25 protein-coding genes are annotated in these 26379 nt (G+C 40.1%); 2 read left to right on the top strand and 23 right to left on the bottom strand.

What is annotated here, in order from left to right; genetic code table 11:
• Window positions 1-4 precede the first annotated feature (4 nt).
• Window positions 5-616, top strand: coding sequence for a flavin reductase family protein (locus tag JFU20_RS15985; RefSeq protein ID WP_002016296.1), 612 nt, complete (start codon window positions 5-7; stop codon window positions 614-616).
• Window positions 617-1289: 673 nt separating this feature from the next.
• On the opposite strand, the gene JFU20_RS15980 is transcribed toward JFU20_RS15985, so the two are convergent.
• The 15 genes from JFU20_RS15980 to spo0F all read right to left on the bottom strand — a co-directional run bounded on the left by JFU20_RS15980 (window position 1290) and on the right by spo0F (window position 15431).
• The gene (locus tag JFU20_RS15980) at window positions 1290-1568 is read right to left on the bottom strand and encodes a DUF3935 domain-containing protein (RefSeq protein ID WP_002016297.1); all 279 of its coding nucleotides are present in this window, start codon (window positions 1566-1568) and stop codon (window positions 1290-1292) included.
• 81 nt (window positions 1569-1649) lie between these two features.
• Window positions 1650-1781 carry a hypothetical protein gene (locus JFU20_RS30440; protein ID WP_002139014.1) on the bottom strand — a complete coding sequence of 44 codons (132 nt, stop codon included), beginning with the start codon at window positions 1779-1781 and terminating at the stop codon, window positions 1650-1652.
• 19 nt (window positions 1782-1800) lie between these two features.
• Complete coding sequence (locus JFU20_RS15975) at window positions 1801-2349, bottom strand: manganese efflux pump MntP (RefSeq protein WP_002016298.1); 549 nt, start codon at window positions 2347-2349, stop codon at window positions 1801-1803.
• A 77-nt stretch (window positions 2350-2426) separates the two neighbouring features.
• Window positions 2427-3467 (bottom strand): L-threonylcarbamoyladenylate synthase, encoded by a 1041-nt coding sequence (locus JFU20_RS15970; RefSeq protein ID WP_002016299.1) that lies wholly within the window; start codon window positions 3465-3467, stop codon window positions 2427-2429.
• 108 nt (window positions 3468-3575) lie between these two features.
• Window positions 3576-4034 carry a GNAT family N-acetyltransferase gene (locus JFU20_RS15965; protein WP_002016300.1) on the bottom strand — a complete coding sequence of 153 codons (459 nt, stop codon included), beginning with the start codon at window positions 4032-4034 and terminating at the stop codon, window positions 3576-3578.
• A 49-nt stretch (window positions 4035-4083) separates the two neighbouring features.
• Window positions 4084-4944 carry a stage II sporulation protein R gene (gene spoIIR / locus JFU20_RS15960; protein WP_201038731.1) on the bottom strand — a complete coding sequence of 287 codons (861 nt, stop codon included), beginning with the start codon at window positions 4942-4944 and terminating at the stop codon, window positions 4084-4086.
• 342 nt (window positions 4945-5286) lie between these two features.
• Window positions 5287-6138, bottom strand: coding sequence for a peptide chain release factor N(5)-glutamine methyltransferase (gene prmC / locus JFU20_RS15955; RefSeq protein WP_201038730.1), 852 nt, complete (start codon window positions 6136-6138; stop codon window positions 5287-5289).
• Window positions 6138-7205 carry a peptide chain release factor 1 gene (gene prfA / locus JFU20_RS15950; RefSeq protein ID WP_002113060.1) on the bottom strand — a complete coding sequence of 356 codons (1068 nt, stop codon included), beginning with the start codon at window positions 7203-7205 and terminating at the stop codon, window positions 6138-6140. The genes prmC and prfA overlap by 1 nt, the downstream gene beginning before the upstream one ends.
• 590 nt (window positions 7206-7795) lie before the next feature.
• On the bottom strand, window positions 7796-8380 hold the full coding sequence (locus JFU20_RS15945; protein ID WP_002016305.1) for a thymidine kinase: 585 nt from the start codon (window positions 8378-8380) through the stop codon (window positions 7796-7798).
• Between the two features lie 110 nt (window positions 8381-8490).
• A complete protein-coding gene (locus tag JFU20_RS15940) occupies window positions 8491-8736 on the bottom strand; it encodes a type B 50S ribosomal protein L31 (protein WP_000643447.1) in 246 nt (81 codons plus the stop codon).
• Window positions 8737-9307: 571 nt separating this feature from the next.
• Window positions 9308-10579, bottom strand: a complete 1272-nt coding sequence (rho, locus tag JFU20_RS15935; RefSeq protein ID WP_002016308.1) for a transcription termination factor Rho — start codon at window positions 10577-10579, stop codon at window positions 9308-9310.
• Window positions 10580-11207: 628 nt separating this feature from the next.
• Window positions 11208-12173 carry a class II fructose-bisphosphatase gene (gene glpX / locus JFU20_RS15930; protein WP_002016310.1) on the bottom strand — a complete coding sequence of 322 codons (966 nt, stop codon included), beginning with the start codon at window positions 12171-12173 and terminating at the stop codon, window positions 11208-11210.
• Window positions 12174-12356: 183 nt separating this feature from the next.
• A complete protein-coding gene (gene murA / locus JFU20_RS15925; RefSeq protein WP_002016311.1) occupies window positions 12357-13646 on the bottom strand; it encodes a UDP-N-acetylglucosamine 1-carboxyvinyltransferase in 1290 nt (429 codons plus the stop codon).
• A 347-nt stretch (window positions 13647-13993) separates the two neighbouring features.
• Window positions 13994-14851, bottom strand: coding sequence for a class II fructose-bisphosphate aldolase (locus JFU20_RS15920; RefSeq protein WP_002016312.1), 858 nt, complete (start codon window positions 14849-14851; stop codon window positions 13994-13996).
• A 211-nt stretch (window positions 14852-15062) separates the two neighbouring features.
• Window positions 15063-15431 carry a sporulation initiation phosphotransferase Spo0F gene (gene spo0F / locus JFU20_RS15915; protein ID WP_000398592.1) on the bottom strand — a complete coding sequence of 123 codons (369 nt, stop codon included), beginning with the start codon at window positions 15429-15431 and terminating at the stop codon, window positions 15063-15065.
• A 202-nt stretch (window positions 15432-15633) separates the two neighbouring features.
• Between spo0F and JFU20_RS15910 the strand changes: the two genes are divergently transcribed.
• Window positions 15634-16158: a DUF2529 domain-containing protein gene (locus JFU20_RS15910; RefSeq protein WP_002016313.1), complete on the top strand. Its 525-nt coding sequence runs from the start codon at window positions 15634-15636 to the stop codon at window positions 16156-16158.
• A 32-nt stretch (window positions 16159-16190) separates the two neighbouring features.
• On the opposite strand, the gene pyrG is transcribed toward JFU20_RS15910, so the two are convergent.
• The 8 genes from pyrG to JFU20_RS15870 all read right to left on the bottom strand — a co-directional run bounded on the left by pyrG (window position 16191) and on the right by JFU20_RS15870 (window position 26116).
• Window positions 16191-17798, bottom strand: a complete 1608-nt coding sequence (gene pyrG, locus JFU20_RS15905; protein WP_002016314.1) for a CTP synthase — start codon at window positions 17796-17798, stop codon at window positions 16191-16193.
• 257 nt (window positions 17799-18055) lie between these two features.
• On the bottom strand, window positions 18056-18586 hold the full coding sequence (rpoE, locus tag JFU20_RS15900; RefSeq protein ID WP_002016316.1) for a DNA-directed RNA polymerase subunit delta: 531 nt from the start codon (window positions 18584-18586) through the stop codon (window positions 18056-18058).
• 165 nt (window positions 18587-18751) lie between these two features.
• Window positions 18752-19381 carry a TetR/AcrR family transcriptional regulator gene (locus JFU20_RS15895; protein ID WP_002034889.1) on the bottom strand — a complete coding sequence of 210 codons (630 nt, stop codon included), beginning with the start codon at window positions 19379-19381 and terminating at the stop codon, window positions 18752-18754.
• Window positions 19382-19445: 64 nt separating this feature from the next.
• A complete protein-coding gene (gene acdA / locus JFU20_RS15890; RefSeq protein ID WP_002016320.1) occupies window positions 19446-20585 on the bottom strand; it encodes an acyl-CoA dehydrogenase AcdA in 1140 nt (379 codons plus the stop codon).
• A gap of 22 nt (window positions 20586-20607) precedes the next feature.
• A complete protein-coding gene (locus JFU20_RS15885; RefSeq protein WP_002016321.1) occupies window positions 20608-21738 on the bottom strand; it encodes an acyl-CoA dehydrogenase in 1131 nt (376 codons plus the stop codon).
• Window positions 21739-21810: 72 nt separating this feature from the next.
• A complete protein-coding gene (locus tag JFU20_RS15880) occupies window positions 21811-22662 on the bottom strand; it encodes a 3-hydroxybutyryl-CoA dehydrogenase (RefSeq protein ID WP_002016322.1) in 852 nt (283 codons plus the stop codon).
• Window positions 22663-22711: 49 nt separating this feature from the next.
• A complete protein-coding gene (locus JFU20_RS15875; RefSeq protein ID WP_002016323.1) occupies window positions 22712-23995 on the bottom strand; it encodes an acetyl-CoA C-acetyltransferase in 1284 nt (427 codons plus the stop codon).
• 9 nt (window positions 23996-24004) lie between these two features.
• Window positions 24005-26116, bottom strand: a complete 2112-nt coding sequence (locus tag JFU20_RS15870) for a (Fe-S)-binding protein (RefSeq protein ID WP_201038729.1) — start codon at window positions 26114-26116, stop codon at window positions 24005-24007.
• Between the last annotated feature and the right edge of the window lie 263 nt (window positions 26117-26379).

Raw genomic sequence — 26379 nt, 5'->3', positions numbered from 1 at the left:
CAACATGTTATCCATTAATCCAAACGAACAAACCGAAAAAGATAATTACAAATTACTAACAGGAAGTATCATTCCACGTCCTGTTGCATTCGTTACTTCTGTAACTAAAGATGGCGTATTGAACGGTGCGCCATATAGTTATTTCAATATCGTCGCTGCCAATCCACCACTTATCTCAGTTTCAGTACAACGCAAAGAAGGAAAACCGAAAGACACTTCCAGAAACGCAATAGAAAAAGGGGAATTTGTCGTACATATTTCTGATGAATCTTACGTAGAAGCGATCAACGAAACAGCAGCGAACCTACCTCCTAATGAAAGTGAAATCGAATTAGCAAAACTAACACCGATTGACAGTGATGTCATTTCAGTACCAGGGGTTAAAGAAGCAAACATTCGAATGGAGTGCATATTAGAACGCGCTATCCCACTCGGCGGAACCGAAGACTCGCCAGCTTGTGACCTACTAATCGGCCGCGTCGTTCGCTTTCACGTCGCTGAACACTTATACGAAAACGGCCGAATTCACGCTGAAGAACTAAAACCAATAAGCCGCCTAGCAGGACACAACTACGCAAAACTAGGAGAACAATTTGAATTAGTGAGGCCACTTTAAAAGTGGAAGCGGCTCGTTCAGAATCGCAGGGCATTGGAGCTCTCTCGCTTGAAGCGCTTTTTGCTTCGATCGAGAGAGCGAAATGACCGGAGGTTCTAGCCGCTGGAGCTGGATACATCTAAAAGCGGAAGCGGCTCGCTCAGAATGAGAGGGGGATGGAGCTCCTGACGTAGAGGCGCTTTTTGCCTCGCAGGAAGGCGCGAAGCCACCGACCATTCTAGCCGCTGGAGCTGGATACCGACTAAAAGTGGAGGCGACTCGTTCAGCTCTGACCAGCTAAGGTTCTTTCGTCCTAAAGGCGCTTTTTGCCTTTCGGGCGGAAGGTTCTTAGATGCGAAGAGCTAGTCGCCGGAACTGGATATCACACCCTAAAGGCGGAAGCGGCTCGCTCAGAATGAGAGGGGGATGGAGCTCCTGACGTAGAGGCGCTTTTTGCCTCGCAGGAAGACGCGAAGCCACCGACCATTCTAGCCGCTGGAGCTGGATACATTTAAAAGCGGAACCGACTGCCCAGGCCCGGTGGCTAAGAACCTTCCTCACAGAAGATGCTTTTTATCTTCTCGTGGGGAAGGTTCTTAGCTGGCCACTGGAACTGGATATATCCCCTAAAAGCGCAAGGGGCCCGTTCACTTCCATCACCTAAACATAACCCCCGCTGAAAGCGGGGGATTTTTTATCGTAATTCTTCGTTCTTCTCCTCTAATGACGGGAATTTCTCTTTTTTAGATCTACTAAGCTTTATTACAAAGAAATATAAGGAAAGTAACGTAATAAGGAAAACAATTAAAAACGGATACGGAGAATAAAAAGTACGCGCCGCCTCCGATTTTCCTGCAACAAACTTCAATGACTCAATATCTAAAAACTCAGCAAACATTTGTACACCGAGCATACTGAACCAAAAAACAAAAAAACTAATAATAATACCAAAAACTTGCTTCAATCTCGTCATTCATCTCATCCTTTCTATATTTGTAATTTTTTAGTGTGATCAATATAGTACAAACGAAACTATGCACAGAAAGGAACTATCTCACCATTCACGAATTAACTTAATCCAACCTAACATCGAAATTTGCAAAATAACACCCAATATTATAAGTCTTCTTAGCCATCGAGGAAAGAAGGTTAAAAGCTTAACATACCATTCCAATAGCTTGTTCATAATTCCCTCCTACATAAAATTATATAGGAAAAAGGAGATACAATCCAAACCCAACAAGAATAATACCACCTACTATTTCACCGTATGTGCCAAGTATATTTTTGGCATGGCTACCAAGCAATAAACCCATCCAAGCCAGTAACATACTTATTAGTCCGAACAATAATATCGTAATAATTGTCTCTGCTCCGTAAATTCCAAGACTAAGACCTACTGAAAAACTATCTATACTGACACCAAATGCAAATACAAATAAACTAATTCCAATTGGAGCAGTTCTAGTCTCTTCCCCTTCTAAAATAGACGAATATACGATATAGAACCCTAGCCCAATTAATAAAATAGCTCCTGCAAAATTTGCGACATCCCCATACCTCTCTGATAGAAAACGTCCTAGTACCATTCCGATAAATGGCATAATAATATGAAATATCCCAATCGTCATACCTATATAAAGGATTTGTCTTAACTTTAATGTTACCATCCCCATACCGAGGCTCACTGAAAATGCATCCATCCCCAGGGCAAATGCCATAATTATTAAAGGTATTAATTGTTCAAGTGTCATTCATATCCCCCCTCGGACGTGCTACTTCACAATATGCTTATCCGAGGAGAAATATTCTGTTTGCTAAAGGTACATTATCATTCAATAATAATCTGATGTCCCGCAGCTTTTGTTAAACGATTCATAATTGCATTTCCTATGCCTTCATTCGGGAATGATTCACTAAAAATAACATCTACTTCACTTGCATCAAACGTTCTAAGCACATCATATAACTTAGTCGCAACGCTGGCTAAATCGCTTCGCACACCACAAGACAATACAACATCTGCACTATACACATGCTGATACTCTTCTGTCGTTAATACACCTACTTTAAATCCTTCTTTCTTTTTCTCATCCACAATACGTTGAATAAACTCACGGGACCCTTCAACAATACTAAGTGGCGCTTTCGGTGCATAATGTGTATATTTCATTCCAGGTGATTTCGGTTTTTCTTTCTCATCCTTTAAAGCTGGATCTAAAGAAACATTTCCTATCACGGCCTCTAATTGCTCCTTCGTAATCCCACCTGGACGTAAAATCGTCGGAACCTCGCTCGTACAATCAATTACAGTTGATTCAACGCCTACTCCTGTTGCCCCGCCATCAACAATACCAGCAATTTTCCCATTTAAATCTTCATACACATGAGAAGCTAACGTTGGACTTGGGCGTCCTGAACGATTCGCACTCGGTGCCGCAACAGGCACGTTTGCCTCTTCAATAAGGGCGAGCGCTACTGGATGATCCGGCATCCTTACTCCGACTGTATTAAGTCCTGCCGTAACCCTCTCTGAAATCCCTTTTTTTCTCGGTAAAATGATTGTTAATGGTCCTGGCCAAAAATGCTCCATTAACTTTTCTGCAACCGGCGGAATTTCTCTTACGATACCATCTAACTGAGATTTTGTTCCTATGTGGACAATCAGTGGATTATCGCTCGGTCTCCCTTTCGCTTCAAAAATTTTCGCTATCGCTTCATCATCCATTGCGTTTGCTCCTAACCCATATACCGTTTCCGTTGGGAAGGCCACCGCTTCATTTTCTCTTAATAATCTCGCTGCTTCTTTTAATTGTGGATAATATTTTTTTCTTTCCACAACATTATCCACAACCCACATATTTGTATGCATTTTTTCCCACGTCCTTTTCTACCATGAAATACTTGTCTATTTTTAGTTTACTATGAGATTTATCCAAAAGACAAACAAGGTTTATCCACAAAATGTGGATAAACCTTGTTAATCCGTGGATAACTTTGTGAATAGCTGACAATTTAGTATTATTGCATTTAGCTCTTTTATATTTTTACAAAAGTGTTCTAACTGTCGAATTTCCTCTGGCACTTCCTCTTTCTCTATAATGACAAAGTTAAAAAACTGAAAGATGGTCACAGATTGTGGATGATTTGTGAGTAAGTACAATTGTCGAATATCTTTTTCTTTCATATACTGCAAAAACATCTCGAAAAAATATAAGAAAGTCTGTTTATCCACATTAGGTGTGAATAAACAAGAACGGATAAGTGCATTTTCTCCACTTTGTTCATATCCAATTACCGCTCGTATTTCTCCCGCCTCTTCCAAGATCATAAATTGTGCGTACAACTCATTTATTTTATCATCTTTTTTATTAGCTTGTCCGAAAAAAGAATGTAATCTTTCTACATCTGCTTTCGTAGCAAAATACACGTTCTTCATAGTAAATCCCTCCTCATTGATATATATGAGGAAGGATTTATTAATAGCACTATTTAGAGAATAAAGATGTAAAAGCTTCGACGATAAATAATTTAACCTCTGGTTTCTCTTCCTCTTCTACTGTTACATATTCATTTTGCTTTTCTTGTTTTTGCTCCACAGGTTTCTCCACTTTTTCCACAGTTTTTGTTTCTACTTTTTTTACAGGCTGTTCTTCTACTTGTGTTTCGTGTTTTACTACTTTCTTTTCCTGTGCTGTTACTTTTTCAGCTTTTTCCGGCTTTACTACTTTCTTTTCTTTCACCTTATCCTCTTTCTTCTCCGGTACATCCACTACTTCCTCATCTAATTGTCTCACCTGCTCCTCTTCAGGAGATTCAGCTTTCACAACATGTTCTTCTTTCCTTACAGCTGTACCACTTGAAAAATCTAAGAAACACATCGGTGGAAATAATACACACCACCAGTTTGCACCTTCACCTTTTCCAATTGTAATAAGTACCGCTTCATATTCTCCTGCCGGATAAATAAAATTCCCATATACCTTTGTAGGAAACTTCACATTCTTACCGAATTTCACTTGAAACGCCTCTTTACTTCCTTCTCTTTTCAGCGTATTCGCCACTGTCTTTTCAATTTCAGGAATATGATTTTGAATTACTTTTTGAGCTTCTTCAAATGACGTTAAATCCGCTACCCATCCATCAATTTGCGCTTTCACTTCATCACGTACTTTACGTTTTAATGCCTGATCTTTATCGGAATCACTATTAGCTAAAATACGTAATCGAACGGCCTCTTTCGGAATAACAGTAGGCCCTTTTGCATCAGCTTTCATATATCCAAACTGCACAAGTAACTGTGCACCAATTAATAATAAAAGAAAGTAAGCAATAACTTGTTTTTTCATTTCCTCCACCGTCCCCTCTAGAAACAGTGTGGACAGACTTTCATCTTTCTAAACTATTAAATTCAAAATCTATGTAAAAAACCGATAGAAAAGCATTTTTTTAATTGGCGAGAGGGACTGGCTATGTATAGAAGCGGCCAGGGCCTTTTCCTGCCACTCGCAAAGTTTTAAAACAAAGACAGGCAACAAGGTGTATGTCCATTTTTATCTTTATGACAGCAATCTATAGGTAATAAGGTGCGTATTTCCGCTGAAATAATACCCCTTACCAAAATTCTAAATAAAATGTATGGCTGAGTAGTTGCGAATTTTTCATACAAAAAATAGAGTAAGGCTTATGCCTTACTCCATCTCTGCAAATACCATGCGATCTTTTCCATTAATATCAAATACAACTTCAACTTGAGCTCGCGGGAAAGTTTGCTGTAATAATGCTTTCACATCTTCACCTTGCCCTACACCAATTTCAAACGCCACAATCGCCTTGTTCTGTAATACATTCGGCAATTCCTCCATAAAACGACGATAGAAATCTAGTCCATCTTCCCCACCAACAAGCGCACGCTTCGGCTCATGCTCCTTCACAACAGTAGAAAGACCACGCCAATCTTCCTCTGGTATGTACGGAGGATTGGAAACAACAACATCTAACTTCTGACCTGTTTCATAAAACGGAGACAGTAAATCGCCGTGATAGAAAGTTACATCCGCCCCTAAAGTTTTTGCATTTTCTTTTGCAACTTCAATCGACTCCTGTGCGATATCTACTGTACACACATGAAGATTTTTATTTTCTAAAGCGAGCGTAATAGAAATCGCTCCACTACCTGTTCCAATATCCGCTATGTGAAGCTCCTCATTACCGAAATGGCGCTCAATTCTCTCTAGCACTCCAACTATAAGTTCCTCTGTTTCCGGTCTTGGTATCAATACCTCTTCATTTACAAAGAATGATCGGCCATAAAACATTTCATAACCGAGCATATATTGGATCGGAATACCTTCTACATGCTTGTGGATAAACTCTTCAAAACTTTTCTCTTGTTCCGCAGTTATTTCTTCACGCATATTCATGAGCATTCCGGTTCTGTTCGTCTTTAATACATGACAAAGGACAATTTCTCCCGCATTTTCATCTCGTCCATTTTCCTGTAAAAAAGAAGAAGCCCATTTCAGGGCTTCATAGACACGCATTACTCAGCTGCCTCCATCTTTTGCGCCTGATCTTCCATCACTAAGGCATTGATGAAATCATCTAACTTACCTTGTAGGATTTGATCTAGCTTTTGAATCGTTAAACCGATTCGATGGTCTGTAACACGGTTTTGCGGGAAGTTATACGTACGAATACGCTCTGAACGATCTCCCGTACCAACAGCTTGTTTACGGTTTTGATCATACTCAGCTTGCGCTTCTTGTCTAAATTTATCATAAACACGTGCGCGTAATACTTTCATCGCTTTTTCTTTATTCTTAATTTGTGATTTCTCGTCCTGACAAGATACAACTACACCAGTCGGTAAATGCGTTAAACGTACCGCTGACATCGTTGTATTAACGCTTTGTCCACCAGGACCACTAGAAGCAAACGTATCAACACGAACATCTTTTTCATGAATATTAATTTCTACTTCTTCTGCCTCTGGTAGTACAGCTACAGTTGCTGTAGATGTATGAATACGTCCGCCAGATTCCGTTTCAGGAACACGTTGTACACGGTGAGCACCATTCTCGAATTTCAGCTTCGCGAAAGCACCTTTACCGTTAATCATAAAGATAATCTCTTTATATCCACCTAACTCTGTATAGCTCGCTTCGATAATTTCAGTTTTCCAACCTTGCACCTCAGCATAACGGCTATACATACGATATAAATCACCAGCAAATAAAGCTGCCTCGTCACCACCAGCAGCGCCACGAACCTCAACGATAACGTTTTTATCATCATTAGGGTCTTTTGGAACAAGTAAAATTTTCAGACGTTCTGATAATGTTTTCTCTTGTCCTTCTAATTCAGAAACCTCTTCTTTTACCATATCACGCATATCAGCGTCTAACTTATCTTCTAACATTGCTTTTGCATCTCGTAATTGCTCACGAACATCTTTATACTCACGGTACACCTCTACCGTGTCCTGAATATCAGATTGCTCTTTTGAATACTCACGAAGCTTATTTGTATCACTAATAACCTCTGGGTCACTTAACAATTCATTCAACTTCTCATAACGATCTTCTACAGCTTGCAAACGATCTAACACACCATTCACCTCTACATCCTAGTATCTAATACAAATAGTATATGGTACTTAATCAAAAAAACGCAAATTATATTTAAAAGCGTAAGCGGCTTGCTCAGGATCGCAGGCTATTTGGAACTCTCGACCTTGAAGCGCTTTTTGCTTCGAGCGAGAGAGTGAAATGGCCGGAGATTCTAGCCGCTGGAGCTAGATAATATTTAAAGCGCAAGCGGCTCGCTCAGAATGGGAGGAGGTTGGAGCTTCTGACAGAGAGGCGCTCTTTGCCTCGCAGGAAGAAGCGAAACCACCGACCATTCTAGCCGCTGGAGCTAGATAATATTTAAAGCGCAAGCGGCTCGCTCAGAATGGGAGGAGGTTGGAGCTTCTGACAGAGAGGCGCTCTTTGCCTCGCAGGAAGAAGCGAAACCACCGACCATTCTAGCCGCTGGAGCTAGATAATATTTAAAAGCGCAAGCGGCTCTGACTGGCTAAGGTTCTCTCGCACAAAAGGTGCTTTTCACCTTGAGTTGCGGCGGTTCTTAGACACGAAGAGCTTGCCACCAATCTTCATCTATTTTCGAAAAAAACCCGCTCTACATAGCGAGTTTAATTTATCTTTGTTTTGTAGGTACTGCATGACAATGACGACAACGTGGTTCGTACGATTCTGAAGCCCCAACTAAAATAATTGGATCATCAAATGCCGCTGGTTCTCCATCGATTAAACGTTGCGTACGACTTGCAGGAGATCCACATTCAGAACAAACTGCCTGCAATTTAGTTACATGTTCAGCAATCGCCATCAGCTGAGGAACTTGTCCAAATGGTAGACCACGGAAATCTTGGTCTAATCCAGCTACAATGACACGATAGCCACGATTTGCCAATACTTGCACCACTTCCACAATGTCCCCATCAAAAAATTGTACCTCATCGATTGCAATAACATCCATTTCTTCTGTTACATGGTTAAATATATCTTTTGAAGCTGAAACAGGAACTGCTTTAACCTTTAATCCATTATGTGATACAACATCTTCTTCACTATAACGATTATCAATACATGGTTTAAATACAATCGCATGTTGTTTCGCAAATTGTGTACGGCGTATACGGCGGATGAGCTCTTCTGATTTCCCAGAAAACATACTCCCGCAAATCACTTCAATCCAACCATTTTGATTCATTAAGTACATTGAGCTCTCCTTTCATCTACTTTCCTAATCCAAAGTAGGGTAAAGGTTTAATATTTTCACAAAAAAAACAGACAAGCGAATACATACACTTGCCTGTTTTATGTTCTTTATTACTTGATGCCGTATTTCTTATTGAAGCGGTCAACACGTCCGTCTGCAGTAGCAAACTTCTGACGTCCAGTGTAGAATGGGTGAGAATCAGAACTGATCTCAATTTTTAGTAATGGATAAGTGTTACCATCTTCCCACTCAACAGTTTCGCTAGAGCCTTTTGTAGACCCGCTTAAGAATTTGAAGCCAGTGTTCGTGTCCATAAATACAACTTTATTGTAATTTGGATGGATTCCTGCTTTCATTCTTTTCATCTCCTTCCGCCCTGAATCATTTTCGAAACAGAGTTTTTCATCTTCAGCTGCTTACACAACTATATTGATGAAACACATATGATGAAATTATAACAAGGCTAACTCCATTTTGCAACTACCTGTTTTTGTCTTTTTAAAAATTAAAAGCACAAGTGGCTCGTTCAGAATCCAGGTCACTTCAAGCTCTCGACCAAGAAGCGCTTTTTGCTTCGACCGAGAGAGCGAAATGGCCGGAGATTCTAGCCGTTGGAGCTGGATAATACCTAAAAGCTCAAGCGGCTCGTTCAGAATGAGAGGGGGATGGAGCTTCTGACGTAGAGGCGCTTTTTGCCTCGTAGGAAGAAGCGAAGCCACCGACCATTCTAGCCGCTGGAGATGGAACTAGATACACCTTAAAGCGCAAGCGGCTCGCCCAGAATCGTAGGGCACTTCAAGCTCTCAATCCAAATATGATTTCCATCTTAAAAAACAAATTTTTTCCATATATTACTCTCTCTAATATTCCCTTAAAAACATAAAAAACTCGCTTACTACGAAATAAGCGAGTCCCCATCTTTTCCCTTTACTTAGTGGTTACATACCTTTTTGAGTCTGCAACAATGTTTTGTAAAAATTCTTCATTTGTCTTTGTTTGACGAAGTTTACGTAAGAAGCCTTCAACAAAGTCTGGTGTATCACGCATTGTTTTACGAATACCCCACAGCTTGTCTAAATGTTCTTTCGGAATTAATAGGTCTTCTTTACGCGTACCAGAGCGACGAATATCAATCGCTGGGAAGATACGGCGCTCAGCTAATGAGCGATCTAAGTGAAGTTCCATATTTCCAGTTCCTTTAAACTCCTCGTAAATTACATCATCCATACGAGACCCTGTATCAACAAGCGCTGTTGCTAAAATCGTTAGGCTACCGCCCTCTTCGATATTACGCGCAGCCCCAAAGAAACGCTTCGGTCTATGAAAAGCAGCAGGATCAATACCACCCGATAAGGTTCTACCACTTGGCGGAATAACAAGGTTGTAAGCACGCGCTAAACGGGTAATACTATCCATTAAAATGACAACGTCCCTTTTATGTTCTACAAGACGCATTGCACGCTCTAATACAAGCTCCGCTACTTTAATATGATTCTCTGGCACTTCATCAAAAGTAGAACTTACAACATCACCTTTAACAGAACGTTCAATATCTGTTACTTCCTCTGGACGCTCATCAATTAAAAGTACAATTAATTCTGCTTCCGGATGATTTGTTGTGACACTGTGTGCAATTTCTTTTAACAGACTTGTTTTACCAGCCTTTGGAGGCGCAACAATTAAACCACGTTGTCCAAATCCAACTGGTGCGATTAAATCCATGATGCGTGTCGGTAACTTTTTCGTTTCCGTCTCCAATTTCATTTGGCGATCTGGGTATAACGGTGTTAATGCAGGGAAATGTACACGCTCTTTTGCTGAGTCTGGATCATCTCCATTTACAGCTTCAACTTGTAGCAATCCAAAATAGCGCTCATTTTCTTTCGGAGGTCGTACTTTACCAGAAACCTTATCTCCATTACGTAAATCGAAACGACGAATTTGCGAAGCCGAGATATAAATATCTTCTGAGCTTGGCGAATAATTGATAGGACGTAAGAATCCAAATCCTTCTGATTGAATAATTTCTAATACGCCTTCCATGAAAAAGAAACCTTCTTTTTCTGCTCGAGCTTTTAAGATAGAGAAGATTAGCTCTTTTTTCGTTAACTTGCTGTAATACGAAATCTTAAATTCCTTCGCAAGCTCGTATAACTCTTTTAATTTCATGTTTTCTAATGCTGCAATTGACAAATTCATTCAGACACCACACTTTAACTTTATTCTCTTTTCACATGGGTAAAGGGAAAAATACGGAAGGCAAATAAATAATAATGAAAGGCAATAAGTTCAAGTAGGATAATATTCACTATTGTAACCCTTTTATCTAGTTTTAATCAATACGTTGAAACACAAATACAAGAAGCGAAGACAAGAAAATTTGTCTTCGCCTTTTCATAGTTCTTTCTTTTTTCTACTCACCTGATTTTAAAGCAGAATAGATAAGGCATTTCTGCTTTTATTTAATCCAGCTTCAGCAGCTAGAATCTCCGGTCATTTCACTCTCTCACTCGAAGCAAAAAATGCTTCAAGGTCGAGAGTTTGAAGTGTCCTGCGATTCTGAACGAGCCACTTACGCTTTTTTATTTAATCCAGCTTCAGGAGCTAGAATGGTCGGTGGTTTCGCTTCTTCCTGCGAGGCAAAAAGCGCCTCTTCGTTAGGAGTTTGAAGTGTCCTGCGATTCTAAACGAGCCGCTTACGCTTTTTATTTAATCCAGTGCCGGCAGCTAGAATCTCCGGTGGCTTCGCGTCTTCCTACGAGGCAAAAAGCGCCTCTACGTCAGAAGCTCCATCCTCCTGCGATTCTGAACGAGCCGCCTCCACTTTTTATTTAATAACCAAATTCGGTTTTTTATTTAAGCTATGACGGCCGTCTACGAAGCGTACTGTGCCTGATTTTGCACGCATAACAAGGGATTGTGTTGTTCCGACGCTACCTTTAAATTGAACGCCTCGTAATAGTTCTCCGTCTGTTACACCTGTTGCTGCAAAGATTGCATCGTCACCTTTTACTAAGTCTTCCATACGAAGGATACGATTGATATCTTCAATACCCATTCTTTTACAACGAGCTAGTTCAGCTTCGTTTTGAGGTAAGAGCTTCCCGTGAATTTCTCCACCTAAGCATTTTAATGCGACCGCAGCTAATACACCTTCAGGTGCTCCACCAGAACCGAATAGAATATCTACACCAGTACGGTCAAATGCTGTATTGATTGCTCCAGCTACATCTCCATCGTTAATTAATTTAATACGAGCACCAGCTTTACGAATTTCTTCGATAATTGCTTGATGACGTGGACGGTTTAAAACTGTCGCTACAACATCTTCGATATCTTTATTTTTCGCTTTCGCAACTGCACGTAAGTTGTCTATAATAGGTGCGTCAATATCAACTGCACCAACTGCTTCTGGACCAACCGCTATTTTATCCATGTACATGTCAGGAGCATGTAACAAATTGCCGTGATCTGCAATTGCAATAACAGCAAGCGCATTCCAGCCGCCAGCCGCTACGATATTTGTCCCTTCTAAAGGATCAACTGCAACGTCTACGCGTGGTCCATATCCTGTACCCAATTTTTCTCCGATATATAGCATTGGCGCTTCATCCATTTCACCTTCGCCAATTACAACTGTACCTTTCATCGGAATTGTATCAAATACATCACGCATAGCTGATGTTGCTGCACCATCTGCCTCATCTTTTTTTCCGCGCCCCATCCAACGCGCTGATGATAATGCTGCAGCCTCTGTTACACGTACTAACTCCATAGATAAACTTCTTTCCACGATAATCCCTCTCCTTTAAGTCTTTATATTTCTGCCGTATTTTGTGAACCTTGTTTTTCTATAAAGTGTACTTCCGTTAGTAGTGATTCTTCGCTCCCCATTAACGGAAGTATCACCACCTTATCCCGATTGGTGAGGGTTAATAATCGGCGTGGGATACCCCATACTGATTAAAGTTTCACTTTATGCATTCTTCATTTCTTCAATTTCTTGCTTTGTCATTTGTTCTCGCCAAATGTTTGCACCAAGCCCTTTAAGCTTGTCTACTATATTTTCGTAACCTCGATCAATATGATCAAGTCCCGTTACTTCTGTAATGCCATCTGCCATTAAACCCGCAATAACAAGGGACGCACCAGCTCGTAGGTCACTCGCTTTCACCTTCGCACCTTGCAATAAAACCGGTCCAGTCACAATTGCTGAACGGCCTTCTACTTTAATTTGCGCGTTCATACGGCGCAATTCATCAATATGCTTGAAACGTGCGCTGTAAATTGTATCAGTTACAACTCCTGTTCCATGCGCTTTTGTTAAAAGCGTTGTAAACGGCTGTTGTAAATCCGTTGGAAACCCTGGATATACAAGCGTTTTTACATCAACTACTTTTAACTTTCTATTGCCGTTCACTGTAATTTGGTCATCGTTCGTTTCAATTTGAACACCAGCTTCTCTTAGCTTCGCAGTAACGGATTCTAAATGCTGAGGAATAACATTATCAACTGTTACTTCTCCTCCTGACGCAGCCCCTAAAATCATATACGTACCAGCTTCAATACGGTCTGGAATAATAGTGTGGTGACAACCGTGCAGTGAATCCACACCATCAATTCGGATTACGTCTGTACCAGCACCTTTAATATGTGCTCCCATACTCGTTAACAATGTAGCTACATCAATAATCTCTGGTTCTTTCGCTGCATTTTCAATAACAGTTCTACCTTTCGCTCGTACAGCCGCTAGCATAATATTAATCGTAGCTCCTACACTAACAACATCTAAATAAATACGTGCCCCACGTAGTTCGTCTGCTCTTAAATAAATGGCACCTTGTTCATTTGTAACATATGCCCCTAACGCTTCAAACCCTTTAATATGCTGATCAATCGGTCGTGGCCCTAAATGACATCCACCTGGAAGCCCAATAACAGCTTTTTTAAAACGGCCAAGCATTGCACCCATTAAATAATAAGAGGCGCGCAATTTTTTCACTTTTCCATTTGGTAAAGGCATCGCAACCATGTTAGAAGGATCGACTACCATCTCTTCTTCCTGCCCATAAGTTACTTTCCCTCCAATTTCCTCTAGTAAGTCTCCTAACATTTTCACGTCCGAAATATTAGGAACACCGCCAATAGTTACTGGAGTATCTGCTAAAATTGTCGCTGGAATTAGTGCAACAGCACTGTTCTTTGCACCACTCACACGAATCGTTCCATTTAAAGCTCTTCCGCCTTCAATTAGCAACTTTTCCATATTGAGCTCCCTTCTTGTGAATGTATTTATCTTCTACTTCTTTATAAGAAGTAGAAGATTCCCCCTTAAGAATCTCAATCACTCTTTCCATCCTGAAACTCAATAAGTAGAAAACCATCACCTGTAGCTCCCCTGCTGTACAAATAGATGAAGATTAACTATTCATCGAATCAAATTACTCAATTCAGATACTTACCACATTTATTAATAGGACTATGCACATTATTTTCTATATTCGCAAACCAAAAATTCACTTTATAAAATCTTTAGACTTGTTCGCGCTTTCATTATACAACGAAAGGAAACCGTCTAAAAGACTAGACGGTTTCCAAAACGGAATTTTATTCTTACGCTTTACCGTTAGAACCGAACTCACGCATTTTACCAGCAACAGTTGCTTTGATAGCGTCGCGGCCAGGTCCAATATATTTACGAGGATCGTAAACTTCTTGGTCTTTGTTTAATGCTTCACGAACAGCTTTTGTAAACTCAATTTGGTTCTCAGTGTTTACGTTAATTTTTGAAGTACCTAAAGAAATAGCTTTTACGATATCAGCAGTTGGGATACCAGTACCACCGTGTAATACTAAAGGTACGCCAGTGAAGTCGCGAACTTGTTCCATTTCAGCGAATCCTAAGTTAGGCTCACCTTTGTAAGGACCGTGTACAGAACCTAAAGCTGGAGCTAGGCAATCGATACCTGTTGCTTCAACAAGGTGCTTACACTCTGCTGGATCAGCGTAAATTACGCCTTCAGCGATGATGTCGTCTTCTTGTCCGCCAACTGTTCCAAGCTCAGCTTCAACAGATACGTTACGAGCGTGTGCGTATTCTACCACTTTTTTAGTAGTTTCAACGTTTTCATCGAATGGGTGGTGAGAAGCGTCGATCATTACAGATGTGAAACCTGCATCAATTGCTTCTTTACATTTTTCGAAGCTTGAACCATGGTCAAGGTGAATCGCTACAGGAACAGAAATGTTCATTTCTTCGATTAAAGCTTTAACCATAGCTACAACTGTTTTGAAACCAGTCATATGACGAGCTGCACCCTCAGATACACCTAAGATTACAGGAGATTTTTCTTCTTCCGCAGCAGCTAAGATAGCTTGAGTCCACTCTAAGTTGTTCATGTTGAATTGACCAACTGCGTATTTTCCTTCTAGTGCTGTGTTTAGCATTTCTTTCATAGAAACTAAAGGCATGGTGAATCCTCCTAAAAAACGTTTTTTGTATCCGATAAATTCTTATCGCTGGTAGTATGACCAGAATAAGGTAAAATATGTATATTTACATACCGGACTTCTTTCTACACTCAATAGGATAACAACTTGTACTCAAAAACTCAACTGTATTCACCTGCTCAATAGTCCATGTAAACGCTTTTTTCCATATTTTTTATAAAAAATTCATTTTTTACGCCTCTACAGCAAGCTGATCTCTCACTGCTTGACGAATCTCATCAATATCAAACGGTTTAGCAAAGTGCATTAAAGCTCCTAAATCTTTCGCTTCTTGAATCATATCCAATTCTCCATAAGCAGTCATTAAAATCACTTTAATACTCTCATCAATTTCTTTTACATGTTTTAAAATCTCTATACCATCCATACCTGGGATTTTCATATCTAACACTACTAAATCCGGATTATCTTTTTTCACGATATCTAAAGCTTGAAATCCATTCGCTGCTTGGAACGTCTGATAACCTTCTTTTTGGAACACTTCATGCAATAAAACACGAATGCCATATTGATCATCAACGATTAAAATTTTCCCTTCCATAACTCCCAACCTTTCTGTGTAAGTACAAGATTTAAAGCTTCTTATATCTTATCGGTTTATTTTCGCTACTCTTTGCCAAATCCCTTCCTATTCTTTCTTATTTTACCGTTTCCTATTTTGTTATGCCACCCTACTATTTCCCCTTTCCAAAAAAAATAAGCTATAATGAGAACCAGCTAACACGAAAGAAAGGAGCAACAACATGTTAAAAATTTTCTCGACTCAATTAAGTGGATATTTCCCCAAAATTTCTCAAAAAGAGGAAATGAATATAGAAGATAGCGCTCGTCTACTTGCCCAGGCGTTAGTTGGCGATGGCTTCATTTACTTGCATGGTACAAACGAAATGGAAGGTATTGTTTCAGAAGCATTATTTGGCGCCGAACCAATGAAACAAGCAAAACGTTTAATAGAAAACGGTGAACCGGCGGCAGTGACTTCTGCGGACCGCGTACTTCTTATTAGTCGTTTTTCGACAGATGAAGAAATTATAAAAACCGCGAAAAAACTTCATGAAGAAGGCCAATCTATCGTTGGAATCTCGGCTATTCAAGAAGGTGTTGAATCACTGGAACAATATACAGATGTACATATTGATACAAAGCTGTTAAAAGGTCTTATTCCAGATGATGAAGGTAACCGCTATGGGTTCCCAAGTTTAATTATAGCTTTATTTGCTTATCACGGATTGAAATTTACAATTGATGAAATGTTAAACGAATATTAAAAAAAGCGCCCTATTTCAGGCGCTTTTTTTTATTACTTGCTCTCTTTATTCGTAATAGAAGCACTTACGAAGTCATGGAACAATGGTTGTGGACGGTTTGGACGAGATACAAGTTCTGGATGGAACTGTGCTGCCACGAACCAAGGGTGATCTTGTAATTCAATAATTTCCACTAGACGACCGTCTGGGCTTGTACCAGAGAATACAAATCCTGCTTTTTCCATATCTGGACGGAATTGATTGTTGAACTCATAACGATGACGATGACGCTCATATACAACCGGCTCATTGTAAGCATTGTAAGCATTTGTTTCTTCAGCAAGCTTACATGGGTATAGACCAAGGCGAAGTGTACCACCTAAATCTTCTACATCTTTTTGTTCTGGTAATAAATCGATAATTGCATAAGGTGTGTCAGGATTAATTTCAGAAGAGTTAGCTCCTTCTAATCCTAATACGTTACGTGCAAATTCGATTGATGCAAGTTGCATACCTAGGCAAATTCCTAAGAATGGAACTTTGTTTTCACGAGCATATTGAATTGCAACGATTTTACCTTCTACACCACGATCGCCGAAGCCACCTGGTACAAGGATACCATCTGTGTCGCCAACTAATTCTTTTACGTTCTCTGCTGTTACGTGCTCAGCATTTACCCATTTCACTTCTACATCTGTGTCGAATGAATAACCTGCATGACGAAGCGCTTCTACAACAGAAATGTATGCATCTTGAAGCTCTACGTATTTACCAACAAGAGCGATTTTTGTTTTCTTAGAAAGGTTACGTACTTTATTAACTAGCGCAGTCCAATCTGTCATATCTGCAGCTGGATTGTCTAACTTCAAGTGATCACAAACGATTTGGTCCATGTTTTGTTCTTGAAGAGATAATGGAACCGCATATAAAGTATCTGCATCGCGTGCTTCGATAACTGCTTTTGTATCGATGTCACAGAATAATGCAAGCTTGTCTTTCATGTCCTGAGAAACAGGTAGTTCTGTACGAACAACGATAATATTTGGTTGAATACCTAAGCTGCGAAGCTCTTTAACGCTATGTTGCGTTGGTTTTGTTTTCATTTCACCCGCTGCTTTTAAGTACGGGATTAACGTACAGTGAATGTACATTACATTGTCACGACCGATGTCGCTCTTAATTTGACGAATTGCTTCTAAGAATGGTAAAGACTCGATATCACCAACAGTTCCACCGATTTCTGTAATAACAACGTCGGCATTTGTTTCGCGACCAGAACGATATACACGTTCTTTAATTTCGTTAGTAATGTGAGGAATAACTTGAACTGTTCCTCCTAAATATTCACCACGACGCTCTTTTTGAAGAACTGAAGAGTAAATTTTACCCGTTGTTACGTTGCTGTATTTGTTTAAGTTGATGTCGATAAAACGCTCATAGTGACCTAGGTCTAAGTCCGTTTCTGCACCATCATCTGTTACGAATACCTCACCGTGTTGGTAGGGGCTCATAGTCCCTGGATCTACGTTAATGTATGGATCAAACTTTTGAATAGTTACGTTTAAACCACGATTCTTTAAAAGTCTTCCAAGAGATGCTGCTGTAATACCTTTACCTAAAGACGATACTACACCGCCTGTTACAAAAATATACTTAGTCATGAAAATACTCCCTTCTACTTCGTTGTTATATAATCACCGTTGCAAAGCGCAACGTATGTAGATAACACTGTATCTATCTTATTGTTAGGCTCTTTTTATTTTCTAAACAAAAAACAAAAAAGAAAATTGCTCCCCTCATCACATAAAGTAATAAGTAGGGAGCAATTTTCTTTTATATTTACACTTTAAAAGTATTATCGTCTTTTTTTAAAGAGCCCAAAAATGATTCTACATGGACGATAATGAAAAGTCAAGAACTACCGCTCTTCCTCTTCTTCTTCTTCAGTTTCATCATACTCAAGTTCTTCTTCTGCGAAGTCTTCATTATCTTCTTCTAAATCATCAAGATCATCATCTTCATCGTCTGCGTCTTCGTCTTCAAGAACTTTGTCCAAATCTACTACATCTTCTTCTACTTCTTCTGCTTCTTCTTCTTCTACATCATCTTCTTCAATGTAGTCGTCAAAACCGTCTTCTTCAACTTTGCGTTTCTTCTTCGGTTTTGGCTGAGGCAGAATTTCTTCATCAATTTGCTCATATGGGTACCAGCTACGTAGCCCCCAACGATTTTCTCCTAAATTAATGAAACGTCCATCGATGTTTAAATCTGTATAAAATTGTGCGAGTTTCGTATTAACTTGCCCTTGAGATAGTCCCAGCACTTGAGCGATTTCTTGAACCAACTCGTTGAATGTCGTTGCTTGTCTTTTATTCCCTAAAACACTATGTACAACTTCAATCATTGAACATTCTTTTAGCTCTTCTGGTGAATATTGCTTAAAACCCACTTATGCGGCACTTCCTTTCTTCAAATATAAGCTTATATATAACGGTCTGCTTAAAAAAATCCATACTATTCATTATAAACAAAAGTCGCACAAATATGCTACAAAAAAAACGGGAAACTTTTATCCCGCTATTTACGGGCAATAAAATTATAATTTGTCCATTCTTTATTTCGGAGACATATGTGCTCCTTGCAGTACATACCTAATTTGCATTTCTGTATATTCTTCGAGAGTATACAGTTTTTGCAGGGCCCAACGTCTAAATCCCCACATTTGTCCTTGTATGAAAATATTATGTGCAAGAAGCTGTATTTCCTTTTTATTTAGTGTAAATGTCCCATTTTCCGTACACTGCTCTAAAATATCCTCAAACATCCCGACCATTTGAAACTCTTTTTCTAATACATATGGGAGTGATTCTTTCGGTAAAAAACGTACCTCTTGATACATAATTAATACTTCTTCTTGCAATTCATCCATCACTTTAAAATAATTCATTATCGCTATCTTTAAGCTTTCTATACTTCCCTTCTCTGTACACACTACTTCCTCTAACCGCTCTTTTACATGTTCATAAATACTATCACAAACTAAATATAATACATCATCTTTTGTGCGAATATACTCATAAAGTGTTCCGATACTAAATCCAGCCGCTTTCGCAATTTCTCTCGTTGTTGTACGTGGGAATCCTTTTTGCTTAAACAGCTGCACCGCACCTTTAATCATTTGTTCACGTCTTAACGCAACTAATTTTTCATCTTTCACTGACGCATGTACATTATGTTTAACCATCCCTTCACCTCTCTCTATTATTTTTGGAAGTAAAAAGCGTAGGAAAATACCTACGCTTTTGTTCCTACTTCGTTAACATACGAGAAATTACAAGCCTTTGAATCTCTTGTGTTCCCTCATATATTTGTGTAATCTTTGCATCGCGCATATAACGCTCTACTGGATAATCTTTCGTATAACCATAACCACCAAATACTTGTACCGCTTCAGTCGTTACCTTCATCGCTGTATCACCTGCAAATACTTTTGACATCGCTGACTCTTTCCCATACGGAAGCCCTTCAGATTCAAGCCAAGCCGCTTGATATGTTAAAAGACGCGCTGCCTCTACATCCGTTGCCATATCCGCAAGTTTAAAGCCAATTCCTTGTTGCGCCGCAATTGGCTTCCCAAACTGATGACGTTCTCTTGCATATTCTACAGAAGCATCTAAAGCGGATTGTGCAATACCGACTGCTTGTGCCGCAATACCATTACGGCCGCCATCTAATGTCTGCATCGCAACTTTAAATCCTTGGCCCTCTTCCCCTAGTAAATTCTCTACAGGAATACGGCAGTCTTCAAATATAATTTCAGTTGTTGGCGAAGAACGAATCCCTAGCTTACTTTCCTTCTTCCCAACCGAAAATCCTAGCGTATCACTCTCCACAATAAATGCACTCGTGCCGCGCTGCTTCGAATCAGGATCTGTTAATGCAAAAACAACATAAATATCAGCAATACCGCCATTTGTAATAAAAATTTTCGAACCATTTAAAATGTAATGGTCTCCATCTCGTTTTGCAGTCGTCCTCATTCCACCAGCATCTGATCCAGAGCTTGGTTCTGTTAAGCCATATGCACCAATTTTCTTCCCTTCAGCCATTGGGCGCAAAAACTTTTGTTTTTGCTCTTCCGTTCCAAATTTAAAAATTGGCCATCCAGCAAGTGAAGTATGTGCAGACAACGTTACACCTGTAGAAGCACAAACGCGGGATAATTCTTCAACGGCAATTACATACGCCAAGTAATCGCTTCCAATTCCGCCGTATTCTTCAGGCCACGGAATACCGGTTAAACCAAGCTCTGCCATTTGATCAAATAAAGCGCGATCAAATCGCTCTTCCTCATCACGCTCTGCTGCTGTCGGTGCTACTTCATTCCTCGCAAAATCCCGAACCATTTTTCTTATCATTTCATGTTCTTCTGATAATTTAAAATGCATTCCCGTCTCCCCCTCTGCCTTTTTATAAAGCTCGACTAATTACAAGCTTTTGTATTTCGCTCGTTCCTTCATATATTTGTGTGATCTTCGCATCACGGAAAAATCTTTCTACTGGATAATCTTTCGTATAACCATAACCACCAAATACTTGCACCGCTTCAATCGCAACTTCAACAGCCGTCTTAGAAGCAAATAATTTCGCAATAGAAGCTTCTTTACCGCATGGTAATCCTTGTGCTCTTAGCGATGCTGCTCTGTATACAAGTAATCGCGATGCTTCTACACTTGTTGCCATATCTGCAAGTTTGAATCCGAGTCCTTGCTGCGCCGCAATTGGCTTTCCGAATTGCTCACGCTCTTTCGCATAATCAATCGCACATGCAAGCGCCGCTTCCGCGATTCCTAATGCTTGCGCTCCGATTCCAATTCGCCCAACATCTAAATTCGCCATTGCCACCTTAAACCCTTGTCCTTCTTCACCAAGTAAATTCTCGGCCGGCACTTTCATATCTTCAAACGTAAGTTGCACTGTACGAGAACCAAGAAGACCCATCTTATGCTCATCTTTTCCAATGATTAAGCCTGGTGTATCTTTCTCTACTATAAATGCTGAAATCCCGCTTTTCCCCGCATCTGGATTTGTAGACGCGAAGACGATATATGTACTTGCTTCACCACCATTTGTAATAAAGACTTTCGATCCATTAATGATGTAGTGATCGCCCTTTTTTACAGCTCTTGATTTCAAACTACCTGCATCTGATCCTGCATTCGGTTCTGTTAGAGCAAATGCGCCTAAATATTCACCAGTCGCCAATTTAGAAACATATTTCTGCTTCTGTTCTTCTGTTCCGAAGTATAAAATCGGATTCATTCCAACTGACGTATGTACAGCTAAAATTACACCAACCGTTGCACTTACCTTTGAAATTTCCTCAATTGCTAGAATGTAAGAAATAAAATCCATTTCTGCCCCGCCATATTTTGCAGGCGCTGGAATACCCATTAGTCCAAGCTCACCCATCTTTTGCAAAATCTCTTTCGGGAACACCCCTTGTTCCATACTAGGAACAAAGGGAGCTATTTCCTTCTGTGCAAAATCTCGAACCATTTTCCTCATCATTTGTTGCTCTTCAGTAAAGTGAAAATTCATGTACTTCGCCTCCGTTTGCTATATATCTTTTTAACAATCTGGTAAGACCACTACTTCAATAAAGGGAGGCCTTTATTCGTAAACGTAGAAACCACGACCCGTTTTACGTCCTAACCATCCTGCATTCACATACTTACGTAATAATGGACATGGGCGATATTTACTATCTCCTAATCCTTCATGCAACACTTCCATAATGTATAAACACGTATCTAAACCGATAAAGTCAGCTAACGTAAGAGGTCCCATCGGATGATTCATACCGAGTTTCATTACTTCATCAATCGCTTCTTTCGTCGCTACTCCTTCGTATAACGTATAAATCGCTTCGTTAATCATCGGTAATAAAATACGGTTCGATACAAACCCTGGGAAATCATTTACTTCAACTGGCACTTTCCCGATTTTTTTCGTAATATCCTCAATCGTTTCGTACACTGCATCATCTGTAGCTAAACCACGAATAATTTCAACGAGTTTCATAACTGGAACTGGATTCATAAAGTGCATGCCGATTACTTTCTCAGGACGTTTCGTTACCGCTGCAATTTCCGTAATTGGTAACGATGACGTATTCGTCGCTAAAATTGCGTGTTCTGGAGCGATTTCATCTAAATTCGCAAAAATTTTCTTTTTAATATCCATTTTTTCAACAGCTGCTTCAATAATAAGATCAGCTTCTTTGACACTATTTAAATCGAGCGTCCATGTAAGACGATTTAAAGTCGCATCTTTCTCTTCTTCCTTCATACGGCCTTTTTCTACTTGGCGGGCTAAATTTTTCGAAATAACAGCTAGCCCTCTATCTAATTGCTCTTGCTTTAAATCTTGCACTTTCACATCATAGCCTGCCATTGCACACACTTGTGCGATACCTGAACCCATTTGCCCTGCACCAATTACAACAATCTTTTGTACACTCATTTTTTCTTCCCCCTTAATTGTTAATAAACTATATATCTTCTAATCTTAATTAGTGAACTTCAATCATCACTGCATCACCTTGACCGCCACCGCTACAAATAGAAGCAATTCCAATTCCGCCGCCGCGCTGCTTCAGTGCATGGATAAGTGTAACGATAATACGTGCTCCGCTCGCTCCAATTGGATGCCCCATTGCTACAGCACCGCCATTTACATTCAATTTTTCCGGATCGATCCCTGCGATTTCTGTACTTGCAATTGCTACAGCCGCAAATGCCTCATTGATTTCAAATAGATCTATGTCTTCAATTGTCTTACCTGTCTTTTTCAGCAATTCATTAATTGCATAACCTGGCGTTCTTGGGAAATCCTTCGATTCTACCGCAATCGCCGTATGCGCCAAAATTGTCGCTAATGGTTTTCTTCCTTCTTGCTTCGCTCTGTCCTCGCTCATTAATACAAGTGCAGCACCGCCATCATTTAGTCCCGGAGCATTACCTGCTGTCACCGCTGACGTCTTATCAAATACAGGCTTTAATTTCGCTAATTTTTCAATCGTTGTATCCGCGCGTGGCGCCTCATCCTTAGCCACGACGATAGGATCGCCTTTTCTTTGCTGAATTGTTACTGGTACAATCTCCTCTTCAAAACGCCCTTCTTTATGTGCCGAAACCGCACGTTGATGGCTACGATATGCCCATTCATCTTGTGCTTCGCGAGAGATTCCATCTTCCTTCGCAACTTCTCCGCCATAAACACCCATGTGTATACCTGAAAATGCGCATGTTAAACCGTCTGCAACGTTTAAATCGATAACTTCGTTGTTACCCATTCTGTATCCCCATCTTGCCCCTCGTAAAATGTAAGGGCTGTTACTCATCGATTCCATTCCACCAGCTACAATCAGTGATTGATCACCAGTACGAATAATTTGATCTGCTAACGTAACTGCGCGAAGCCCTGATGCACAAACTTTATTTATTGTTTCTGTCTGCACTTCCCAAGGAATGCCGGCCGCTCTTGCTGCTTGGCGTGATGGAATTTGTCCTTGCCCTCCTTGGATAACCGTTCCAAATATAACTTCTTCAACATCACTAGCGGAAACATTCGCTCTTTCAAGCGCTGCCTTAATTGCGATTCCTCCAAGCTCTGTTGCTTTCACGTCTTTTAAAGTTCCTCCAAATTTTCCAACCGGTGTTCTTGCAGCACTTAAAATAACTGTTTTACTCATGTTTCTTTCCCCCATTTCTTTTTTTAGCACCGAGCGCTCGCTCGGTATCCTTGCGCCTAGAAGAGGTGCAATTTTTGCACCTCTTTCTAAATTTGAATGCATTCCTACAAACTACATTGCTTCTTTCTTCTGTCCGATAACTGAGCGTTCTAAAATCTCTGTTACGTCCAAAGTTTGAACTGTTTCTTCAACTTCTTTCGCTTTCGTGCCGTCACTAATCATCGTTAAGCAATACGGGCATCCTGTACCGATAATTGACGGCTGTACAGCTAGCGCTTGTTCTGTACGAGCAACGTTAATACGAGAACCTGTCGTTTCTTCCATCCACATTAGGCCGCCACCCGCACCACAGCACATTCCCGCTTCACGGTTACGCGCCATTTCTACAAGGTTTACACCTGGAATTGCTTTTAGAATATCGCGCGGCGCTTCGTATACTTCGTTGTATCTTCCTAAGTAACAGGAATCATGGTACGTAACTGTCTCTTCAATAGAATGGACAGGTTTTAAACGACCTTCCTTCACCCACTGGGCTAGTAATTCTGTATGATGATAGACTTCTGCTTGTAAGCCAAAGTCCGGGTACTCATTTTTAAAAGTGTTATAAGCATGAGGGTCAATCGTAACGATTTTCTTCACTCCTGCTTTTTCAAATTCTTCAATATTTTTATTCGCCATTTCCTGGAATACAAATTCATTTCCAAGGCGGCGCGGTGTATCACCAGAGTTCTTTTCCTTATTACCAAGAATTGCGAATGAAATGCCTGCTTCGTTCATTAGCTTCGCAAATGATATCGCAATCTTCTGACTGCGATTGTCATACGAACCCATTGATCCAACCCAGAATAAGTATTCAAACTCTTCGCCAGCTTTTGATTTCTCCTTTACAGTTGGAACTGTTACTTCATCGTCACCTTGGCGCCATGTTTCACGCTCTTTACGGTTCAGTCCCCACGGATTACCTTGACGCTCAATGTTTGTCATTGCACGCTGCGCTTCCGCGTCCATTTTTCCTTCTGTTAAAACGAGATAGCGGCGTAAATCAATAATTTTGTCAACATGCTCATTCATAACTGGGCACTGGTCCTCACAGTTACGACACGTTGTACATGCCCAAATCTCTTCTTCTGTAATAACGTCTCCGATTAAACTTGGGTCGTACGCTAGCGCTGTAGCCGCTGATTCTTGTTGTCCTTTTCCAGCTGCCATCATCGCTAACTGATTTCCTTGTGTATTATTAAAAGCAACAACTGGAACCCACGGTGCTTTTGATGTTACCGCTGCTCCTTTATCAGTTAAATGATCACGAAGTTTTAAAATTAAATCCATCGGTGATAACATTTTCCCTGTTCCTGTTGCCGGACACATATTTGTACAACGACCACATTCGACGCAGGAATATAAGTCGATAAGTTGATTTTGTCTAAAGTCTTCAATTTTACCAACACCGAATGTTTCTTGTGTTTCATCTTCAAAATCAATTTTTTCAAGTTTTCCCGGATTTGAAAGACGACCAAAAAACACGTTAACTGGTCCAGCAATTAAATGCGCATGTTTTGATTGTGGAACATAAACTAAAAACGTTAACAAAATTAGTAAATGCACCCACCAAGAGAAATAGAACACTGAAATGGCTACGGTTTCATTTAATCCCGAGAAAACGTAAGCGATTGCAGAAGCGATAGGTTCACTCCATGAAAGCTCCTCGCCGTGCCATATAATTCCCATCCCATTACCAAGTAGCACAGAAATCATTAAGCCACCAATAAAGATAAGAACAAGGCCTGATTTAAAATTACGTTTCAAACGAACAAGCTTTTCAATATAGCGTCTGTGAAAAGCCCAAAAGACTGCAATTAAAATAACGAGTGTGACAATTTCCTGGAAGAATGTAAATGCAGGGTATAGTGGTCCAAGTGGAAGATGCGATCCTGGTGCAAGCCCTTTCCAAACGAAGTCAATTGCTCCAAATTGGACAAGAATAAATCCGTAAAAGAACATAACGTGAATGATGCCGCTCTTTTTATCTTTCAGCAGCTTTTTCTGACCGAAAACATTGACCTTAAGAAGATCCCAACGCTCTTTAAAACGACGGTCAAATTCAATCTTTTTTCCTAATTGTATGTAGGCCATCCTTGTTCGTATAAGATATACAAACAAATACCCCGCATAAGCAATAACAGCAATGGCAGCCAGCCAATTAATGATTAGTAAGCTATTCATTTTATGCTACCCCTCTCTTTGTAAGCTCTCTTTCTTTTTTAGAATCTTCGAAAATATATAATTTTCTGAATTATATCCCCTATTTCCATTATATAATGAGTGAGCATTCAGTCAACAGTTTTTTGTTATACAACAACACATTTTTTAATAAAGCTGTTTATTTCGGTGAAACTATAAAGTGAAACTTTAATCAGTAGGGAGCTGTTTATTCCCTACTGATTATTAGCCCTCACCAATCGGGATTTTACGGGCGGTCCGAATCC

The organism is Bacillus sp. TH30 (assembly GCF_016650875.1).
Lineage (GTDB): Bacteria > Bacillota > Bacilli > Bacillales > Bacillaceae_G > Bacillus_A > Bacillus_A mycoides.
The sequence above is the reverse complement of the archived record's forward strand: the minus strand, read 5'-3'. Positions and strand labels throughout refer to the sequence as shown.

Excerpts from the sequence above, each read along its gene's own strand:
- JFU20_RS15965 (WP_002016300.1), bottom strand. The coding sequence starts at position 4,034 with ATGAAGAACGTGTATTTTGCTACGAAAGCAGATGTAGAAAGATTACAT.
- rho (WP_002016308.1), bottom strand. The coding sequence starts at position 10,579 with ATGAATTTGTCAATTGCAGCATTAGAAAACATGAAATTAAAAGAGTTA.
- JFU20_RS15985 (WP_002016296.1), top strand. The coding sequence starts at position 5 with ATGTTATCCATTAATCCAAACGAACAAACCGAAAAAGATAATTACAAA.
- pyrG (WP_002016314.1), bottom strand. The coding sequence starts at position 17,798 with ATGACTAAGTATATTTTTGTAACAGGCGGTGTAGTATCGTCTTTAGGT.
- JFU20_RS15880 (WP_002016322.1), bottom strand. The coding sequence starts at position 22,662 with ATGAGTGTACAAAAGATTGTTGTAATTGGTGCAGGGCAAATGGGTTCA.
- JFU20_RS15875 (WP_002016323.1), bottom strand. The coding sequence starts at position 23,995 with ATGCATTCAAATTTAGAAAGAGGTGCAAAAATTGCACCTCTTCTAGGC.
- acdA (WP_002016320.1), bottom strand. The coding sequence starts at position 20,585 with ATGCATTTTAAATTATCAGAAGAACATGAAATGATAAGAAAAATGGTT.
- JFU20_RS30440 (WP_002139014.1), bottom strand. The coding sequence starts at position 1,781 with ATGAACAAGCTATTGGAATGGTATGTTAAGCTTTTAACCTTCTTTCCT.
- prmC (WP_201038730.1), bottom strand. The coding sequence starts at position 6,138 with ATGCGTGTCTATGAAGCCCTGAAATGGGCTTCTTCTTTTTTACAGGAA.
- JFU20_RS15975 (WP_002016298.1), bottom strand. The coding sequence starts at position 2,349 with ATGACACTTGAACAATTAATACCTTTAATAATTATGGCATTTGCCCTG.
- JFU20_RS15895 (WP_002034889.1), bottom strand. The coding sequence starts at position 19,381 with ATGGTTAAACATAATGTACATGCGTCAGTGAAAGATGAAAAATTAGTT.
- spoIIR (WP_201038731.1), bottom strand. The coding sequence starts at position 4,944 with ATGAAAAAACAAGTTATTGCTTACTTTCTTTTATTATTAATTGGTGCA.
- JFU20_RS15970 (WP_002016299.1), bottom strand. The coding sequence starts at position 3,467 with ATGCATACAAATATGTGGGTTGTGGATAATGTTGTGGAAAGAAAAAAA.
- JFU20_RS15870 (WP_201038729.1), bottom strand. The coding sequence starts at position 26,116 with ATGAATAGCTTACTAATCATTAATTGGCTGGCTGCCATTGCTGTTATT.
- JFU20_RS15980 (WP_002016297.1), bottom strand. The coding sequence starts at position 1,568 with ATGACGAGATTGAAGCAAGTTTTTGGTATTATTATTAGTTTTTTTGTT.
- JFU20_RS15940 (WP_000643447.1), bottom strand. The coding sequence starts at position 8,736 with ATGAAAGCAGGAATCCATCCAAATTACAATAAAGTTGTATTTATGGAC.
- JFU20_RS15945 (WP_002016305.1), bottom strand. The coding sequence starts at position 8,380 with ATGTACTTAATGAATCAAAATGGTTGGATTGAAGTGATTTGCGGGAGT.
- murA (WP_002016311.1), bottom strand. The coding sequence starts at position 13,646 with ATGGAAAAGTTGCTAATTGAAGGCGGAAGAGCTTTAAATGGAACGATT.
- JFU20_RS15910 (WP_002016313.1), top strand. The coding sequence starts at position 15,634 with ATGTTAAAAATTTTCTCGACTCAATTAAGTGGATATTTCCCCAAAATT.
- JFU20_RS15885 (WP_002016321.1), bottom strand. The coding sequence starts at position 21,738 with ATGAATTTTCACTTTACTGAAGAGCAACAAATGATGAGGAAAATGGTT.
- spo0F (WP_000398592.1), bottom strand. The coding sequence starts at position 15,431 with ATGGAAGGGAAAATTTTAATCGTTGATGATCAATATGGCATTCGTGTT.
- JFU20_RS15920 (WP_002016312.1), bottom strand. The coding sequence starts at position 14,851 with ATGCCTTTAGTTTCTATGAAAGAAATGCTAAACACAGCACTAGAAGGA.